Origin of the sequence: Paenibacillus odorifer (assembly GCF_000758725.1) — a bacterium.
GTDB lineage: Bacteria > Bacillota > Bacilli > Paenibacillales > Paenibacillaceae > Paenibacillus_AQ > Paenibacillus_AQ odorifer.
This window is the reverse complement of sequence record NZ_CP009428.1, coordinates 3,313,350-3,332,787: the sequence shown is the minus strand read 5'-3', so window position 1 is coordinate 3,332,787 and position 19,438 is coordinate 3,313,350. Positions and strand designations below refer to the sequence as shown.

The window sequence follows — 19,438 nt, the reverse complement described above, 5'->3', positions numbered from 1 at the left end:
AATGAAGAGGCTTCCTGAGAATCTATCTATTTACGACTTTGCTGATTAAGGATTCCCTCATTATTTTTGTAGCGTTCTGTTGCTTCTTTTAAGATTTCTACGCCGCCTTTTTGCTTATATTCCTCGATGACTTTTGGGAAATCGCTAATCGGTTCTTTGCCATAAATCATTTTGACCATATGGTCTATGATCAATTTTGGTGCCTGATCGGGACGTTTGGAGGCAAGATCAGGGAACTTGCTAAAAGACTCCAGATCAGGTACAAATCCAATGCCCCCTAAGCCTTCTTTGCTCAGCGTTTCATCCAATGCTTTCAAGACATCTTTACCACCCGAAAGCAGCTCAGTTCGTTCGCGGTTGATCGTTCCGTCCCCTACCCAGCGCAGCTGTGTGCGGAATTTCTCTTCATCTTGGGCAGCCTTGTTCTCTGGCAGCTTATAATCAACTTTTCCGTCTTTTACCGTGTAATTCTCGCCTTCAATCCCAAAACTATAGAAATTACTTGCTTCCGGGGTCTGCATCCATTCAAACATTTGAATAATCCGGGCAGCCTTTTCTTTACTGACCTTATTGTTGATATACAGTGAGGTATTGACCGAACTATACAAGCCATATCCTTTTTGTCCATTGTCACCGGTTGGCGACGAGATAATATCCACTTTCGCTTCCGGATTGGATGCGGCGATTTGGGTCCGGAAATCCAGTAGATTTTGCGCGTTAGCTGTCCAGATTCCTGCATTGCCTGCAGCAATATTTTCGCCATACTGCGCCGTCTGAATTGTCGCAAAATCCTTCTGAATGAGGCCTTCGTCATACATCGTTTTGTATACGTTCAGTGCTTTTTCCATATTCTCGGAATTATAAAATTTGGGTACGATCTCTCCATTATCCTCTGTAAACTGATAGCCAAGCGCGTCATATGCACCGAATGCGATATCTGCATATTTGAAGTTCTCACGCATCTGATAAGGCGCGCTCACACCGAGTTTCTTAAAAGCGCGTAGCACATTCAAGAAATCTTCAATCGTTACAGGTACCGGGAGACCGGTTTTCTCCAATAAATCTGTTCGGATAAAGGTGGCACGTCGAGACGGATTGCTGAGCCAAGTCGGAATGCCATATATTTTTCCGTCGTAGCTGACTTCATCCCATGCTTCCTGCGGGACAACCTTCATCAAGTTAGGCGCATTCTCCTTCAGCAGATCATCTAGCGGCATAAAAACACCAGCCTGAACCGATCCAGCCATCGATTTATCTGTAGCCCCTCCGACATTTTGAACCACATCCGGAATATCACCGCCTGCGAACATAACAGCCATTTTGGAATCAAAGTCCTTCAAAGGAATTAACTTAATGTCTAAATCGACATTCGCCCGTTTTTCCAACTCCTTGACCCACTTATCGGTGTTAATGTCTTTAGAACTTTCCGTGTAAGCGTTTCCGCTTGTGTTTAACGAAATACTAAATTTAAGCGGTTTTGATTCGCCTGCTGCATCGGCGTTACCGTCCGATGTTTCATTGCCTCCGCATCCTGCGACGAGACTTGATACAAGCGCCGTGGATAGGATCAGACTAACCCATTTTTTCATCTGGATAATCCCCCTTATTAGTATAAAAAGGTATTTGGTTTACCTGTACCCATCATAAAGCTGTATCATCAGCACTCCCATGGGGTGGATTATTATGGGATGTGTTTTTTTGTGATCGGTTGCCGTTATAAAAAAAGGCCATCCCAAAAAGTCCGCGGCTCGGACCTCAGGACAGCCTTTTGATCCTCGTTCTCTTCGGCGAGTAGCGCCTATGCGTTAAGCACTTGATGTTCCTTCCTTCCGGAAATCGGCATTCTCATGATCATGCGTGTTCCCCATTCTGGACTGCTCTCTACGTCAACACCGCATTCTTCCCCGAAGACAAGTTGTATCCGGCGGTGAACATTTTGCACACCGATGCCGCCTGGGCTTCCTTTACCTTCCTCCACATCGGCGAGTCGATTTTCGCTCAGTTTGAGGCGAAGTTCTTCAAGCCGCTCCGGGGTCATCCCGCTGCCATTATCCGTAATGCTGACCCAGAAGATATCGCCATCCTCTCCAGCATCAATCGTAATCGTGTGATGATCTTCAACACCATAACGAAAAGCGTGCTGGAACACATTTTCCACAAGTGGCTGTAAGGTCAGGCGGACCATTTTGCGCAGAAGCATTTCAGGCTTTATCCGCACATCGATATCAAACGGCCTTCCGATCCGGTGATTGATAATGACCATATAATGGATGACATGCTTCAGCTCATTGGCCACGGTTATCTCTTCAAGATTGGTGCGCACCGAATAATGCAGCATGTAGGACAGGGCTCCGACAATTTCTGATATTTCATCTGAATCCTGAATTACTGCATAGCAGACCACCGTTTCGAGCGTATTATATAAAAAATGGGGGTTGATCTGTAACTGTAAGGATTGGAATTCGGCCTTCTGCCGCTCGGCTTCCACTTCCTTGTTCTTCAGTTCTGATTGATACACGGTGTCCACAAGCTCTGACAGGCGCGTTACCATCAGATTGTAACGAACGATAAGCCCAGTGACCTCATCCTGGCTTTTCGGAAGGGAGATTAATTCCCAATTTCCTTTTTCGGTCTGGCTCATTCCTTTCATCAGTGTACGGATTGGTGTAGTAACAGACTTACCAAATCGGCTTGCCAGAAACAGCGCTATCATAAATGTCAAAATCGCGACAGCAATAATATAATTCCTGATGGTAATTAGCGGCTTTTGCAGCTGAGTGTCTGGAATGGATACAACCAGATGCCAACCGGAATATTCCGCATTACGGCTGATATAAGATTTTTCCACTCCCTCTGCCGAGCTGCGGAACATCGCATCTCCTGCTAACTCAATTTGCTTGCCAAGACTATCGGGAATCAACGTCCCTACTTTGTTTTGATCGTTATGATATTGAATCCTGCCTTCGCCATCTACAATAAAAAAATAGCTTTCGGGACCAAGATCGATCCCTTTCCATAACGTGGAGAGCTCCTGCGCTTTGACTTCGATGCCTACAAATCCTTTCATCTCTGGTGACTGAAGGCCACGAATGCTGCGGATTAAGGTCAACATCGGCGTTTGATCCCCACGGATACTGTAATTGATTACATTCAACTGTCCACTGACATCTGTATGTTCTTTGAAATACCTGATCTGTCTAGCGGTGTCTTCCTGTGTAAAAGATGGCGCTGAACCGCCATTATAATAATAAAGCGCATTTCCGGAATACCCGATAATATATAAGGCTTCAATCTCGGGATTGCGAATCCATACTGGTTCGACAATTGCATCGCGAATATCGGTCGTGTAGCGGTAATTTTCATATTCCTCACGGTCTGATGATAGGTCAATATATCTTTTAACTCTCAAATCCGTTAGTAGCGCCACGGTCGACCGTTGATAGGATGAAATATAGAGATTGGTATGATGAACTGCATTATTTACGATCTGAATCATTTGGTTTTCAGTGCTTGCCTGCAATTGCTTGGCAGAAATGCTGTAGAAGGAAATCCCCAGCGCTGACAGGGAAAGTAAGATGACAATGGTAAAATAAAATAGCAGCTTCCGGCTGAGGGTTGCTCTCATTATTCAATGCCAAACGAAGCACGGTATTCCGAAGGTGACACACCCACGAGATTTTTAAACGTCTTCGTAAAATGGGGATAATCCTCGTAACCTACATGAATCGAGATATCACTGATTGTCATGGTAGGTACGGCAAGAAGTCTGCGCGCTTCCTCCATTCTTCTTCGGATCCGGTAGTGTACGAAGGTTTCCCCCGTCATTTTTTTGAATAATGCGCTGAAGTAGGTGCGGGCAAGTCCCACCCGTTTGGCTACTTCTTCTAACGACACATCCTCAGCCAAATGTTTATCAATGAAAGCTTTTGCTTCTTCAACCGGGTCCTTATAGTTGCCTTTGCGAGTAAGTTGCAGCTCCGCAAGTATACCGTTTATTATCGCGACAAATGCTAACATCGTTTCTTTTTTCGTATTGGCGGCTTTCACATCTCCACAGCACCGGGACTGAGGCTTCCAGCCTCGGCGTTCCAAGCGATCTACGACCATTTGTAGACAATCATTCAGGACTGCATCCATGCTAAAGACGTTCAACCCTTCAAATAAACCGGATGTTTCTCTGTCATCAAGCAGACGGTTTGTCTCATCACGTTGCAGCAGCCAGATATGTTGTTCCAGCTGTTCGGCCCAATCCACGTATTTATGAACAGGAATAATGTTGCCTGTCATTCCGGATATAAGTTCTCTCAGCATATCATGCACATCCTGCTGGAGAACCGGCTTTAACAAATATCGCTTAACGCCGTATGCCATTGCTCGTTGAGCATATTGAAAGTCATTGTACCCGGAAATGACTGCCACCTGGACATGACTGTAATCACGGTGAATTCGTTCACATAAATCAAGGCCATCCATCCGCTTCATGCGCAAATCTGTCAGCACTAAATGCGGTTCTAGCTTTTGGATAGTTTCTAAGGCTGCTTCGCCATCGTCGGCTGTATAAATCGCGGTGAATGAGACCGGATAACGCTGGACCATCTTCACCAATCCTTTTTGAATGACAGGCTCATCTTCTACAATCAATACTCGCACTTGTATCAAATCCCTTCCGGAATGGAATCAGAATCAGTTGTCTTGTGGTATGAAATTGATTTGAAGTTGCGATCATTGGCAACGCTTCCATTTTTGAGTTTGGATTATATCTTACCATATTTTGATAAGCAGATGGCTGTTTCTTTTAAAGGATGATGCAAGCTGGTTGATTTAAGACTTAATAGATCCGATTAACATCCCTTTGATAAAATACTTTTGCAGAAACGGATACACGATAATAATCGGTATGACGGAGACGACAATAACTGCCATTTGCACACCTGCCGGAGATACTTCATTTACGTTTTCTAATAAGCTGCCCGCTTGCCCAAGGTCGTTACTCAGTACGATTTCCCGAAGCCGCAGCTGAAGTGGATAAAGCGCTCGTGTATTGATAAAATACAACGCCGATGAATAAGAATTCCAATGGGATACCGCGTAGAACAAGCCCATAGTTGCCATAACAGGTTTGGACAAAGGAAGGATGACGCTCCACATCGTGCGCAGCTCTCCCGCTCCATCCATTCGCGCGCTGTCTATCAGTTCAGTAGGCAGGGCTGAGAAAAAAGAACGCATGATGAACAGGTTATATGCACTGATGGCCGATGGGATGATTAATACCCATAAAGAGTCGATCAAGTGCAAGTTTTTGATGACCATATAGTTCGGTATGAGCGGAGCGTGAAATATCATCGTAATTAGGATTAAAATCAGAACTCCTTTGCGCATCGAATATTCGGATCTGGATAAAGGATAGGCCAGTGATGCAGTTAAAATCAGATTAATAACTGTTCCGACAACTGTAATAAATATACTTACCATGAAAGCTCTCCAGATGGAGGTATCCCCAAGAATAACTTGATAATTCATAAGCGTCCAATCTACAGGGAATAGCTTAACCTCGCCTGCATTAATGGCATGAGTGCTGCTAAATGATTTGGCGAGCACATGCAGCAGAGGGAAGATCATCAAGCACCCGACCAGCATCAGAAATATATAGTTAAAAACGTCAAACAGGCGACCTTTATTTTTCATTTACTCTTCGACTCCTTTCTAGTAAAGTCCATCCCCTGATGCTTTTTTGCTAAGCGTATTCCCGATCATGACTAGCAACAGTCCGACGACCGATTTAAAGAGGCCTATAGCTGTTGTATAGCTGTATTGCTGATCAATAAGACCCACTCGGTATATATACGTATCGAGAATATCTCCATTGGTCTCATTAAGCGAATTGATAAATACAAACACTCGCTCGAAGCCAAAATCAAGGAAGTTACCGATATGAAGCAGGAACATAATCATGATGGTGGGCAAGATCGTCGGGATCGTAATGGATAAGGTTTGTTTCCACCGATTTGCTCCGTCAATCCGGGCCGCCTCATACAGCTCGGGATTCACAGCTGCGAGTGCGGCTAAATAAACAATAGTTCCCCATCCACTGTCTTTCCATATGCCTGTTCCAACCAGGATGGTACGAATATACGAGTCCTCGCCCAGAAAATAAACGGAGTCGAGCCCAAAAGCATTTAAGATCTGGTTCACGATACCTGTCGTTGGGGACAAAATGCCGATCATAATCCCCCCAATAATGACCCATGAGAGAAAATGGGGCAAATAAACGACGGTCTGCAAAATCCGTTTATAGAAAGCTTTTCTCACTTCATTAAGAAGGAGGGCGAATATTATGGGAACCGGAAACGCAAAGACCATATCATATAGGCCGATCAGGATAGTATTTTCAAGAATTCTCAAAAACTCTGGATAGGTGAACATCCGCCGGAACTGATCAAGGCCAACCCAAGGACTGCCTGTAAAACCTTTGAATATGTTGTAGTTTTGAAAGGCCATGATGGAACCCGCCAAGGGTAAGTATTTAAATACGATAAAAAAAATAATGCCCGGCAGTGAAATGAGATATAGCGCCTTATATTTGCGCAAATTGGTCATTCTTCTTTGGAATGGGGAAAGATCTGGCCTGCTCGCTGGCAATGCGGCTGGCACTTGTTGTGGCATAAATATCGCTCCTTTGGTTGCAGTTTGGATTTTGTTGTATGGCTAATGTTAATCCAATATCCAGGTCTTCAAAATGGAGATTTTTCGGCTTGCCTGTGTTTTATTACGATTGACTATTGTGCACAAATCTTGCGGGACTTCCCTGCAACTGAAGAAAAAGTATATTCAAATCCCTGACCATCGCTAATAAGAGATTGTTCTGGCAGATCAAGCGGAACAGCAGACCAAATTCGATATTCAGCGGTTAACGTAGAGTGAATCGTCGCTTCATCAAGCTTTCCTTGGCTCCAAGAAAGATCAACGGTAAAACCACCTCTTGCTCTCATTCCCCTTATGCTGCCTGAAGCCCACTCCTTAGGAAGGGCAGGTAATAGTCGAAGTTCTCCTCGGTGGGATTGCAGCAGCATTTCTGCTACGCCTGCTGCTCCACCAAAGTTTCCGTCTATTTGAAAGGGTGGATGGCAGTCTAAAAGATTCGAATACGTGGAGGAGGCTAAGAGATTAAGTAAATGCTCGTAGGCTTCCGCACCCATACCGAGACGGGCATAAAAGTTGACGATCCATGCCCTGCTCCAGCCGGTATGGCCTCCACCTCCGTCAAGACGGCGTTCAAGCGTTCGTCGGGCTGCTGCGGCAAGCTCAGGGGTGTGCCTCATGTCAATCTGTTCACCCGGATGTAATGCGAACAACTGAGAAATATGCCGGTGACCTGCGTCTTGCTCTTCGTAGTCAAACAGCCATTCCTTAATCTGTCCATGACTGCCCACACTCGGCTGTGGAATGTGTTCAAGCGTCTCATGTAGTTCAAAGAGAAACATTGTATCTGCTTCTCCAATTATTGATGCCGCTTCCGAACAGGCGGAAAGCATTGCATATGCGATTTGCAAATCCATAGATGGTCCCATACAGAGGCTGCCGCTGCTTCCGTCCGAAAGAAGGAAGCGGTTTTCAGGGGAGACCGAAGGCCCAGTAATCCGTACACCACCCTCCTCTACCATGTAATCAAGCAGAAAAATCGCTGCTTCCTTCATCACTGGATAGGCCCTTTCCTTGAGAAAAGACAGGTTCAGTCCAAACCGGTAGTGTTCCCACAAATGAAGGCATAACCAAGCAGCACCCATTGGCCAGACCGTACAGGTAATTAGGATGCCTTCAGGTCGGGTTTCCGCCCATAAGTTAGTGTTATGATGAGCAACAAAACCGCGACAGCCATACATTTCTTTTGCCGTTTCTTGACCGTTCAACTGCATCCGTTCGATCAGATCAAACAGCGGTTCATGGCATTCAGCCATATTTAGGACTTCGGCAGGCCAGTAATTCATCTGGAGGTTAATATTAATTGTATATTTTGATTCCCATGGCGGGGTAAAGCTATCATTCCATATGCCTTGCAGATTAGCAGGCAACGTACCTGGTCGAGAACTGGAAAGCAATAGGTAGCGCCCATACTGCACATATAGTGCAACTAGTCCTGGATCACCAAACTCATTGGAATTGCTTCTTTCATCTTTTGCTTGCTGTAACCGCAGTAATCGTTTATCGGTAGGAAGCTCGGCGTACGGGTCGCCATCCCTTGTTAAATCGATTGAAAATCGAGCAAACCGGGACTTGTATTCCTCCTTATGCCGCTTTATTAGAGTTGCAAAAGACTGAGCCGTGGCTTGATCCAATTGCTCCAGACAGGCTTTTTCAGGTTGATCCACACGAAAGGTACTCTGCGCTGCCAGCATAAGGGTGACGGAGTCTGCTCCCTCAATAGAGATGAAATCCCCTATGAGCCTCTGGCGGCCTCCTTGTTGAACTGCCCTTAGTGCTGTGCAAAAGCGAACACCATCCGCTCCGCATTCCCCATTCATTAGAACTGTGTTTGCAGGACCAGTACTACAGCCGGTATCGAACGGACGACGCATAAGATTCGCAGCCAACGTGATCTTGCCAAGTCTGTCAGCTGTCAATCGGACTACTAATACACCGTCCGGTTCACTTACAAAATATTGCCTGTAATAGCGAACCCCGCCACAACGGTACGACACCGTAACAACCGCTTGCTCCAAATCGAGCTCCCGCTCGTATTCTTCAATAACCTCACTGGAATCCAGAAACTTCAAAATCAAATCGCCAAGTGGCTGGTACGGCTGTTCATATTTTGGTGAAGCAGTCATAGCCATTCGAGCCAAATGTTCTGCCTCCGCCTGCCTGCCGTCTTTCAGCATTTGCCGAATCTCCGTCAAATACGGCTGAGCTGCAGGATTAGCTGCGCGTCCAGGGCCGCCGTACCAGATTGAATCTTCGTTAAGCTGGATTTTATCTTGGCCGATCATACCAGACACCATCGCCCCAAGGCGCCCGTTTCCTATGGGAAGAGCCTCATTCCAATTTGACGCCGGGCTTGTATACCATAATCGAAGACGTTCTGATTCCCGCATGGTTGCCGGTAATGCCACCTCTTGTTTCGCTCGTCTTCTTTCACTCAACTCTTGTTCACCTGGCCTTTCCTATTTTCAGGTCATATCATTCGTCAGTAACTCCACTTCTTATGCTACTCTTGATTCTGATGTCTCTCCATGGCATAGATTGTTAGGGGTTGTGTTTTTTTATGATCCAAACTAAAAAGGATGCGGAAGATTCCGCACCCTACTGTAAATTATTTTTTTATATTACTGAGCGCATTTCGACCTAAACGTTCCATCAGCTGCTGCTTGTAGAGACTATTAATGACGACATGTTGACCGCAACTGCACCAATATCCATCTTCACGGGGCCGGGGATCATAATCGTTAGGAACCAGTCCGGGTACCTTGCTACCAACATGGCCAATGGCGTAGTTTTGAGCGGTTGGTGGCCGCTGTAAAGTGAGTTCTCCTTGCGTATTCCAGGTTACATAATTCGCGCCTGCCCAGCCATGTCCGCTGCCTAACCACGCCCTATCCCGAATAGAGATGGGAGCTTTGATATTATCGAACAGGCCTCCGACTGACCAGCGATGATGAGGCTCACTGGTGTTATAATTGTTAACAGCTTCCCCATCCAGAAATACATTTGGCCCCGGTACCCAGCTATCGACGGTGAAAGCATGCCGCGCCGTTTCTGTATAAATACGTTGAGCGAGATTTAGCTGGCCCATCTGATGTATGACATAACGGCGACCCCCAGTAACCATACTGATCATATCGTACATTTGACAATCCTGAACCGTAATCCATTTGGAATAACGCTTCATTTGAACGAGAGAATAGGACAGATGGTAACCCGTCACATCTCGAACCCAGCCATTCTTCACACTGTTGAATACGACAAAACGCTCAGCATGCTTTTCGTCCGCATAATAAGGATCCGTTGTATCGTTATCCATCTTAATATCTATAATGCTCGGGTCAAAATCGGACTCTACCCTCATATTCTCTACCCCCACCTGCTGAATGCGGGCATGGTCTGTATATTTATAGATCTCTCCGCCGCCCCACTGAAGTTCGATAGCATTCGCTAGTGGGGCATCGACCGTAATCGCATTACCTACAATAGCAGTGATGACTCGGTCAAAATCCAGATTGAACGGTGACCATTGGGTTACGGTTCCACCCGGGCGCTTATATATGTTATCCATGCCAATTTCGTGAATCCAGTTTTTATCACCTATTCTGCGGACTATGATCTGATCGCCTACACGATAAGCATTCCCGTCTTCTACATGGAAAGTGCACGAGCCTGAGGGTACATACAAATCTGAAATCATCCGTTTCGAGTTGCTGTCCAGCATAAGATCTGCATTTTCACCAATTTCAATTAAATTTCGTGGTTTCGCTCCGGTACCATAGATAATTGTGCCCTCTTTGTCCTGACCTTCGCCGCGAAGGACGATCCCGCTTGCTTTAATGAATAACGTGCCTCCGATTTCATATCTGCCTTTTTTCAACAGGATCGCTCCGCGGAATCCGTTCTTATCGAGCGGGAGCTTGGCCAACTGGTCAATCGCAACCTGAATACGTTCCGTCGCGTCTCCGTCTAAGGGTAGAACGGTCGACTTAACGGGGATATTCGGGATTTCAACACCGCCACCCCTATAACCCGCATTGGAAAAATCTAAGATCCGATTACCTCGATAATCACCGATATACATCATCATTCCATCGTTACCAAGGAAAGCAATTGGGCTCTGTCCCGCGGGGATGCTCTTTGGATCCAGCACGGTAAAATAATATGAGTCATACTGAGGAGCTTTTCCGTCCTGCTTGAGGGTCATTCGCAGTTCATAAGTACCCAGTTGTTCTGCCGTGCCTAACGGTGTCCATTCCATTAACGAGTCTTTGACCATAGGAGTCTCAGGCAAACTATCAACCAGCTTCGTTCTATCAAAAATCAATTCACCGGCAACCCTTCCGTCAACACACGATGTGAAGGAAACCGTCGGATAACCCTCCCTAGGCTTGAGGATAGCTGGTTGACCAATTTCAGTAGTCATGTGCGTATGCTTTAACGTGGAATTAATAATAAAGAGTTCACCTCCTTTTCTATATTCACTCTCACATGTCGGATACATATTACCTTGGCTAAAGAAGAATTAACATGTCATTTTTATTGATTGGAATGTGTTTTCTTATTCACCTATTTAAGCAAACCCTTGCACCCGCATGATGCTGAGCAACGATTAAGCCAAACTAAAGATAAGATTCTAAAGGCACTAAATAAGAGATGAAAGTTAACTTAGATAAAAAAAGGCGCGATCCCAAAGGGCATCACGCTTTTTTATCTAGCTTAGATTTCCTATAACTGGGTGTGGCACATAAGGCTCTTCTAGTCTCGCTATATCACTTGGCTCCAGCGTCACTAATAACGCTGCAACGGCGTCCTCCAGATGATTAGGTTTGGTTGCACCAATGATAGGCGATGTTACTGGCTTTTTTTGCAGAACCCAAGCAAGCGCTACTTGTGCACGTGGAATCCCCCGCTTAGCCGCAATTTCGGCAACTACCTCAACAACCTTGCGGTCAGCTTCAGCCATTTTTGCATAAAATGCCTTTCCGACTTCGTCTATCTCTGAACGAGCTGTTTGTTCATTCCAATCACGGGTTAGTCGGCCTTTAGCAAGCGGACTCCATGGGATCACACCGATTCCTTCTTCCCGGCAAAGAGGCAACATTTCCCGTTCTTCTTCCCTGTAGAGTAGATTCAAGTAATTTTGCATAGAGACAAATTTAGTCCAACCATTTCGCTCAGCAACATGCTGCGCCTGCAAGAACTGCCATGCATACATAGAGGACGCTCCTATATATCTAACTTTCCCTGCCTTTACTACGTCATGGAGTGCCTCCATGGTCTCTTCGATAGGAGTGTCATTATCCCAACGATGAATCTGGTATAGGTCCACATAATCCGTGCCCAGCCGTCTTAGACTGTTGTCTATTTCGGTCATAATCGCTTTGCGTGAAAGTCCTGCCCCATTTGGTCCCTGATGCATCCGGAAAAACACCTTTGTCGCAATGACTACCTCATCCCGGCGAGAGAATTCTTTTAAGGCACGTCCGACAATTTCTTCGCTAGTTCCGTCAGAGTATACATTAGCCGTATCAAAGAAGTTGATCCCAAGCTCCAGTGCTCTTTTAATAAAAGGTCTGCTCTGCTCCTCATTCAGCGACCACGGAGCCATTCCACGTTCAGGTACTCCGTAACTCATACAGCCAAGACAAATTCTAGATACGTCCAAACCAGTACGTCCAAGTTTTATATATTCCATTAGCTTGTGCCTCCTTTAGATTTTGGGTTTGTTAACTCCTAAACTGCGGCAAATTTCCATATCTGGTGATTCGGCCAATTTAACAACTAACGCAGCCACACTTTTTCGCGACACTTCTCTCCCTTTAAAAGGTTCACCTTTCTGAGTTGTTTCGTAGTCAAATGATTTCTACTGATTTTCGATATGGATCCAATATACTGCTGTACTTCTCTCCGGGAACTTCATCGTAAATGCCCATTGAGCTTATAAAAATCAAACGTTTAAGACCAGTTGTATTCATTGCCTCTACGATAGATCTAGACATTCCTTCCAAATTACCAGCCAGATTGGCATAAACAACATCTTGCCCGATCATCGCTTCTTTTAATTGCTCACTATCCATAACGTCCCCTTCAACTACTCGAGCACGGCTGGATGTTATATAGCTTAATCTGTCCGAGTTGCGAAGATATAGAGTTAACTGAGCATCGGTTTCGTTCAAGAATAAATCAATCGCATGACGAGCAATTCCACCGTTAGCGCCTAAGATCAAAACATTGCTCAATTTCAAAACCCCTTTCTTAGTTCTAATTATGCGATGTATGAAGTTGACACCGTTATCTCAATTATCTTAAATGATTGCCTATTCCTCTCACTAGCACTAACACAAAAGATGCTTTTACTTTATAATTGAGTAAGAATAAAACATTAGGAGGAGCACATGTCTAAAGAATTACTAGAGCGGAAAGAAGAACTCGCCAGATTGATCGAACATCATTCGTGCCAGGATGGAGTATATGAGACCGCTATCCCCTCATTGTTTGTGATTCGTAACTCCAACGTGACTGAGCCAGTATACAGAGTATACAAACCTTCTTTATGTTTCATTGCGCAAGGAACAAAGGAGATCATACTGGCCAAGGACCGTTTTGAGTATGGTCCCGCAAATTATCTAATATCATCAATGAATTTACCGGTTATCGGTCAGATTATAAAAGCTTCTCCCAATGCACCCTATTTAAGCTTTAAGCTAGAATTTACGCAGAGTCAGATATTGAAGGTACTAAATGATTCCGAATTTAAACTCGCTCCGAAAGAAAATGCTAAGCGAGCTATGTATGTCGGGCAGATAGAGTTATCACTATTGGATGCGATCCTGAGATTGGTACGTTTGCTGGATGATCCCAAGGACATTCCGTTTTTGGCTCCGATTTATACTGATGAAATTCTATACCGGCTTCTGCAGGGACCATATGGAGTTACACTCGCTCAAATTGCGATGGAAGGTAGCAGCACCTACCGCATTCGGGAGGCCATCGAACAGATTATCGAGAAATGTGATAAACCTTTGCGCATTGAAGAGCTTGCTGAAACAGCCAGTATGAGCATTTCTTCGTTCCATAGACACTTCAAAGAGGTAACTGCTATGAGTCCTATACAGTTTCAAAAGCATCTGCGCTTACAGGAAGCTCGCCGCCTTTTATTATCTGAATCAGCGGATGCAGCGGATGTCGCGTTTCGCGTTGGCTATGAAAGTGCATCACAATTCAGCCGCGAATATTCACGGATGTTCGGTTCACCACCTAGAGCAGACATCAAGCGTTTGAAGGAAGATATGCTCATTGGATAAAAGCGTGCTTCATTCATAATATGGAACTATCCGCTAAACACCAACATGTATAGGTAACCTTTGCGCACACGCTGATTCTATCGGGTTTATCGCTAATGAGCTTATTACTATCGGACCCAGAGGACCTTAAACGCAGTAATATCTCACATTTGGGATGCTAAAGGACCGCATAGCTGCTATTGGCTCAAAAAACGCTCAATCTGAATCGCTTTCGAAGTAATAGCTGCAATGGGGTCCGAAACTAAGCTCAAAAAGGGATAAATACGCAAATAACGTCCTCTGAGTCCTTAAGCCCAAGAGGTTTATAAATACAAGCTGAGGCAAACAACCAACGACAACCAAAAAACACAAAGCAGCGATTCATCCATACTTGGAGAATCACTGCTTTGTGTTTTCCACAAGCTAACACTGCTTTTTCTGACGAACACGTAGCCGACCGCTTTTTATTTCTTTTGATAGCTAAACCAATCATAATAAGCAGTTGTTTGATTAGGAGAGTAGCTATACATACCGAAAAATACTCCAGTAAATCCTCCTGGACTTCAGTAGAAATCAAGTGTGTCTCGGCTTCGCCAAGCTGATGCCATATTTGATCCACACCTCGATAGTAAAACATATATTTTTCAGGTGATGCCTGGATTCTCAAATCTACCCCTGTACCTTCTAAAGCCGAAGAATATGCCACATCACTAATGCTCCCTACCTGTCTGCGCAGCGCAATAACATTTTTACCTTCCATCTGCGTTAGTCCAATTGCGTAGTGATACTTCTGATCCATAAAAACTACAAGACCAGCTTCGTCACCATCAAGAGGGCTAAATTCCATTTTGGTGGTAATTTCACAATTCAAATGCCGCTGTCTACAGCCAATAAAAGCAGGCGTTCCCTTCTCATTTAATCTCACATCTGATCCACGTAAAGCTAGCCACCCTCCCCGTTCCTGCAATGACCAATCCACCTTATTAGCATTACGAATGAAATTCCAGCTCATTCTTAGGTCAGATTGATTAAAATCGTCGGTTTCAGGCTCTTCTTCCCACGGCATTGGTGAAGGCAGGTCAGCTTCCATTTCTAATCCAACCACTCCGTTATCCCCAATCATTGGCCAACCCTCCTCCGTCCACTGAACCGGAGCCAAATATGTCTCTCTGCCAAGATGATAACGGTAAGGATAACCTACTGGTCGAATCCCCAGAAATACCGCCCACCAGCTACCATCCTGTGCTTCAACTAAATCGGCATGTCCTGTAGCTTGAATGGGGTAATCTGAACTTCGATGAGTCAAAATCGGATTGTGAGGAGACGATTCATAAGGCCCATATGGCGATTTACTTCTTGCAATAGTCTCCATATGTCCATATTCTGTCCCACCTTCTGCACACATCAAATAATAGTAATCGTTTATTTTGTAAAGATGTGGACCCTCCGGGAATTTCCCTCCGCTACCAGTCCAGATCAAGCGTGTATCGCTAAGCTTTTGACCCGTTTCAATATCAATCTCACATTGGTAGATCCCCATTCCTTGCTCGGAGCCTGTGCTTGTGAAATAAACCTTTCCATCATCAAAAAACAAGGAGGGATCAATACCTTCCTGCTCCACATAAAGTGGATCCGACCATTCGCCTGCAGGGTCATCCGCCCAAACGTAGAAATGACCTCCGCTATCCTGATTTGTCGTAACCATATAAAAACGTCCGTTATAATAACGAAGAGTCGGCGCCCACACACCTCCGGAAACCACTGATTCATCAAATTGAAGCTGATTCTCACGAGTCAAACAATACCCAAGCTGCTTCCAATGCACCAAATCCTTGCTGTGCCAAATAGGTATTCCCGGAGAATAGGCAAATGAACTGTTTACCAGATAATAATCCTCGTCTACTCTGCAAATGCTTGGATCTGGATAAAACCCCGGGATAATCGGATTGTTATATTTCATGTAGTATTCTCCTTCTCTATCTTAATCACTGAAACCTATGTCAAGGATTATACTGCTTCAGCTGGATAGAAAGCCTTGATTATTCGGTCCTAAAATAGCATGATATAGACATTCATCTAGACAAGCTTTTGGAGGGTAACGAGTTGAGTGAATTTTATTTAAAATGGTTTACATCTGATCGTCAATTTCCATTTTTTATTCAATACGGCTATCACGACGAAGACACCGATCTACATAGACATGCGGACTTTTCAGAGCTCGTAATTGTATTGAGTGGCACAGCTACACATATTGTTAATACTGAGGAGTCTTTTATCAAAAAGGGAAATGTGTTTGTAATTAATGGTTCGACCCCGCATGCTTTTAAAGATCCTCAGGATTTCAAGATCTGCAATATTATGTTTCAGCCTGAAATGCTATCGACAGCTGGGCCAGATTTGCGGACATCCAACGGCTTTCAAGCATTATTTGTGTTGGAACCCCTGTATCGTCATAAACATTCCTACACAAGCAAACTCAGCTTGCCGATTCCTAACCTGGAGTATGTCTCTTTTCTCATAGCGGGCATGATTGAAGAATATCACAACAAGCTACAGGGTTATCAGACCATGCTGGGCTCCAAGTTTATGGAACTGGTTGTCTATTTGTCCAGACATTATGACCAACAGGAAAAAGGGATTCAAGGGAACCATCTGATGCATTTGGCGAATGCACTCTCATATATGGAAGATCGTTATCTTGAGCCCTTAACACTGGATCAGATCGCCAAACATTCGGACATTTCAGTCAGACACTTAAACCGGATCTTTCGCTCCTACTATCAGACAACCCCGATCGCTTATCTTCATCGTTTACGTCTGGAACGGGCTTGCGGACTATTAAAGCATTCTAACCTCAGTATCACCCAAATCTCACATGAATGCGGATTTAGTGATAGCAATTATTTTACCCGCCAATTCACTAAAATCTATGGGATGTCACCCAAGGTCTATAGGAACAAGCTTTGAGGGTAAAAAAAGAACACCAGGCAGCGATTCTCCTATTGTTGGAAAATTACTGTCTGGTGTTTTTGGATTAACCAGCTTACCTGATCAGATTATGGGCAAGTGAATATAAACAAACTAATGGTCCGCATATCGCTTATAGCAAACCTTGGAATGTAACCGATCGGAATGCCCTCTCCGTATTCTCTTAGTTCTGTGTCTTAATCGAATCTGGGAGATAACTGCATTCTATACACTTATTCCGTACGCAAAAAGAACCTTCATACTTTAACTGCATTCTATACAACTAAAAACGATCAAATCCACCTATTGGGTAGAAAATCAAGGAAATAGATGTACGAAGTACACTTATATCCCCGAGCTGAGTGATTTGAAGGAATATAGTTGTACGAAATGCAGTTAAACGTTGGTACACATCGCATCCATCGGCTATCTATTCAGCGTTAGCGTGCTCGTCGCTTATTAGTTAATAAGTTAATTCATACCAACAATGGAACATATGTCTTTTCCAGAAACGCAATTTCTTCATAGGTTAACGCATATATTTAGATTTTTGGATCTGATCTGTTTCTGTGCGATGAGTTGTTTCTGCTCAGTCTCACGTAAGTCTTCTTGTTCATACGCCTCTTTCCGAGTAAGCCTGTGTCCAAAGAATCTTCATTTCATAAAATAGCTTAATAAGGTTTCTGCGCTTCTACTTGGGAATATGAGGTGACATGATGTTATTTTCTGCACAAGGGGTACCACCCCAAGGATATTACCAAAGCATCTGGGACTTTACTTCCCACAACGAAAACAGTACAAAGGAAGCTGGGAGTGTCGTTCCTTTTGACTTCGGACGGGCGGCTGAGTTCAGAGCGCCCAAAAGCATTGAAACGAGTATTGCTCCAGCACTAACACCTTATTGTTTAGAGCCCTTTGGCGGATACGTAGCCACCATTTCCAGAGGGAAGGTATGGGGAGAATCTGGTGCCCTTCTAACACCAGAAGGGAAATTGATCTTTGATCTTTCCCAAGAATATGATGCCGAACAATACAGGATGCTTGAAGCAGATGAGCACCCTGTGTTTCACCGGTGGAACGATCCTCAGCTTCAACATTTTGCCGGGACCGCGGCGGTGTTAACATTTTGCGGAGCCCATAACTATTTTCATTGGATGTATGATGTGCTTCCTAGATTAGCGATGCTTCAATCGAGCGGAATCACTTACTCCACTATTATCATGAATCCAAATCCGTATGGACCCTTTGTGGAACAAACGTGGGCCATGCTTGGGATATCCGAGTCATTGGTGATCCGGACGAATTCAGAAGCATATGTTCAGGCTGACCAGCTACTTGTCCCTTCCTTAATGATGAATTCACATTATCCTCCTTGGACCACGGATACACTGCGGAGATTTTTGTTACCGCATAGAGAAACAACACTAGTCACTCCAGAACGAATTTATATCTCACGAAAAAAAGCAAGCTCAAGAAGGTTGGTTAATGAAGATGATGTCATCCGCTGCCTAGAGAAATTTAATATCGTACCGATTTGTCTAGAGGACTGGACGGTTGCCCAGCAAATCCAATTATTCGCCTCAGCAAAAGTAATTGTAGGTCCACATGGTGCTGGACTCGCTAATTTGGCTTTTTGCCAGCCTGGAACACAGGTCATTGAAATTTTCCATGCCCAGCATGTTGTTCCAACCTATTGGATGATCAGCAACCATAATAATCTCGAATATTATATGGTGTACGGGCAAGGTGTAGCAGATCCTGCGATTCGTTTTCCAGGACTGGAGGACATCTATGTGAACGTAGATCGTCTGAAACAAACGATGCATCTGGCAGGCTTCGAATGAGAAGCTTGCTTACTACTTTCTCGAATTCAAAAAGCGCAAAGCATATTTTGCTTTGCGCTTTTTAAGAAACATAGATTTAATCACGCCGTGTTACATACTTCAACCATAGCCCATCATCCGCAAGTTTTTCTACACTTTTTAAGCTGAAATTTGCTGGGGTCTGTTGTTTCATAGATGCATCCATTTCAAATATGGTCACAGAATTAGAGGCACCATCTACGATGGGAACAATAACCAAGCTTAACTCATCAATTAAGTTTTCGTTCAGGAAAGAGCCGTTTAAAACGCCCCCACCCTCCAGCATCAATTCATCGATTGAGAATAATTGTTTCAGCTTTCTCACGACTACAGAAAAATTCAATCGTTCTTTTCCACCGAATATATATGAGATTCCTAGATTTTTCAGATAAGCTAGATAAGCATCAGATACCTGTTCTGTAAGCACTTCAATGATATGATGCTCTGTTCTATTGTGACTTCCTTCTGAAATGTAGTTTTTGGTCCAGCCCAGTTTTCCCGAGGGATCTACAGCTACTGCATATGTTGAGGCATCATTTTGAGCGATAAATTCTGTTCTAGGAATGCTTGAAGTGTTACTCTGCTCTAATTCTAATTTATTGCCTAACGTAAAATTTTCCTCCATGG

At 44.3% G+C, this 19,438-nt stretch carries 14 protein-coding genes; 3 read left to right on the top strand and 11 right to left on the bottom strand.

Annotation, left to right across the window (positions count from 1 at the left end; translation table 11 throughout):
• Positions 1–26 precede the first annotated feature (26 nt).
• The 9 genes from PODO_RS14480 to PODO_RS14440 all read right to left on the bottom strand — a co-directional run bounded on the left by PODO_RS14480 (position 27) and on the right by PODO_RS14440 (position 12,938).
• Positions 27–1,589: an extracellular solute-binding protein gene (locus PODO_RS14480; protein WP_038570999.1), complete on the bottom strand. Its 1,563-nt coding sequence runs from the start codon at positions 1,587–1,589 to the stop codon at positions 27–29.
• Positions 1,590–1,798: 209 nt separating this feature from the next.
• The gene (locus PODO_RS14475) at positions 1,799–3,625 is read right to left on the bottom strand and encodes a sensor histidine kinase (RefSeq protein WP_076144147.1); all 1,827 of its coding nucleotides are present in this window, start codon (positions 3,623–3,625) and stop codon (positions 1,799–1,801) included.
• Positions 3,625–4,650, bottom strand: a complete 1,026-nt coding sequence (locus PODO_RS14470) for a response regulator transcription factor (protein ID WP_036677877.1) — start codon at positions 4,648–4,650, stop codon at positions 3,625–3,627. The genes PODO_RS14475 and PODO_RS14470 overlap by 1 nt, the downstream gene beginning before the upstream one ends.
• A gap of 171 nt (positions 4,651–4,821) precedes the next feature.
• Entirely contained in the window at positions 4,822–5,685 is an 864-nt protein-coding gene (locus PODO_RS14465; RefSeq protein WP_038570993.1) for a carbohydrate ABC transporter permease, read from the bottom strand.
• An 18-nt stretch (positions 5,686–5,703) separates the two neighbouring features.
• Positions 5,704–6,597, bottom strand: coding sequence for an ABC transporter permease (locus PODO_RS14460; RefSeq protein ID WP_051491014.1), 894 nt, complete (start codon positions 6,595–6,597; stop codon positions 5,704–5,706).
• Positions 6,598–6,776: 179 nt separating this feature from the next.
• Positions 6,777–9,137 (bottom strand): glycoside hydrolase family 95 protein, encoded by a 2,361-nt coding sequence (locus PODO_RS14455; protein ID WP_244886486.1) that lies wholly within the window; start codon positions 9,135–9,137, stop codon positions 6,777–6,779.
• A gap of 170 nt (positions 9,138–9,307) precedes the next feature.
• Positions 9,308–11,122, bottom strand: coding sequence for a hypothetical protein (locus PODO_RS14450; RefSeq protein ID WP_143767718.1), 1,815 nt, complete (start codon positions 11,120–11,122; stop codon positions 9,308–9,310).
• A 288-nt stretch (positions 11,123–11,410) separates the two neighbouring features.
• Positions 11,411–12,394 carry an aldo/keto reductase gene (locus PODO_RS14445; RefSeq protein ID WP_038570987.1) on the bottom strand — a complete coding sequence of 328 codons (984 nt, stop codon included), beginning with the start codon at positions 12,392–12,394 and terminating at the stop codon, positions 11,411–11,413.
• A 157-nt stretch (positions 12,395–12,551) separates the two neighbouring features.
• Complete coding sequence (locus PODO_RS14440) at positions 12,552–12,938, bottom strand: NAD(P)H-binding protein (protein ID WP_244886485.1); 387 nt, start codon at positions 12,936–12,938, stop codon at positions 12,552–12,554.
• Positions 12,939–13,094: 156 nt separating this feature from the next.
• On the opposite strand from PODO_RS14440, the gene PODO_RS14435 reads away from it, so the two are divergent.
• Positions 13,095–14,003, top strand: a complete 909-nt coding sequence (locus PODO_RS14435) for an AraC family transcriptional regulator (RefSeq protein WP_038570984.1) — start codon at positions 13,095–13,097, stop codon at positions 14,001–14,003.
• Between the two features lie 247 nt (positions 14,004–14,250).
• Here PODO_RS14435 and PODO_RS14430 read toward each other — a convergent pair whose 3' ends face one another.
• Entirely contained in the window at positions 14,251–15,942 is a 1,692-nt protein-coding gene (locus tag PODO_RS14430; protein ID WP_425311685.1) for a glycoside hydrolase family 43 protein, read from the bottom strand.
• Between the two features lie 143 nt (positions 15,943–16,085).
• On the opposite strand from PODO_RS14430, the gene PODO_RS14425 reads away from it, so the two are divergent.
• Positions 16,086–16,949, top strand: coding sequence for a helix-turn-helix domain-containing protein (locus tag PODO_RS14425; RefSeq protein WP_038570981.1), 864 nt, complete (start codon positions 16,086–16,088; stop codon positions 16,947–16,949).
• 713 nt (positions 16,950–17,662) lie between these two features.
• On the top strand, positions 17,663–18,793 hold the full coding sequence (locus PODO_RS14420; protein ID WP_080742496.1) for a glycosyltransferase family 61 protein: 1,131 nt from the start codon (positions 17,663–17,665) through the stop codon (positions 18,791–18,793).
• A 76-nt stretch (positions 18,794–18,869) separates the two neighbouring features.
• Here the strand turns inward: PODO_RS14420 and PODO_RS14415 are convergent, their stop codons facing one another.
• A complete protein-coding gene (locus PODO_RS14415; RefSeq protein ID WP_052097032.1) occupies positions 18,870–19,436 on the bottom strand; it encodes a dihydrofolate reductase family protein in 567 nt (188 codons plus the stop codon).
• Positions 19,437–19,438: the final 2 nt, after the last annotated feature.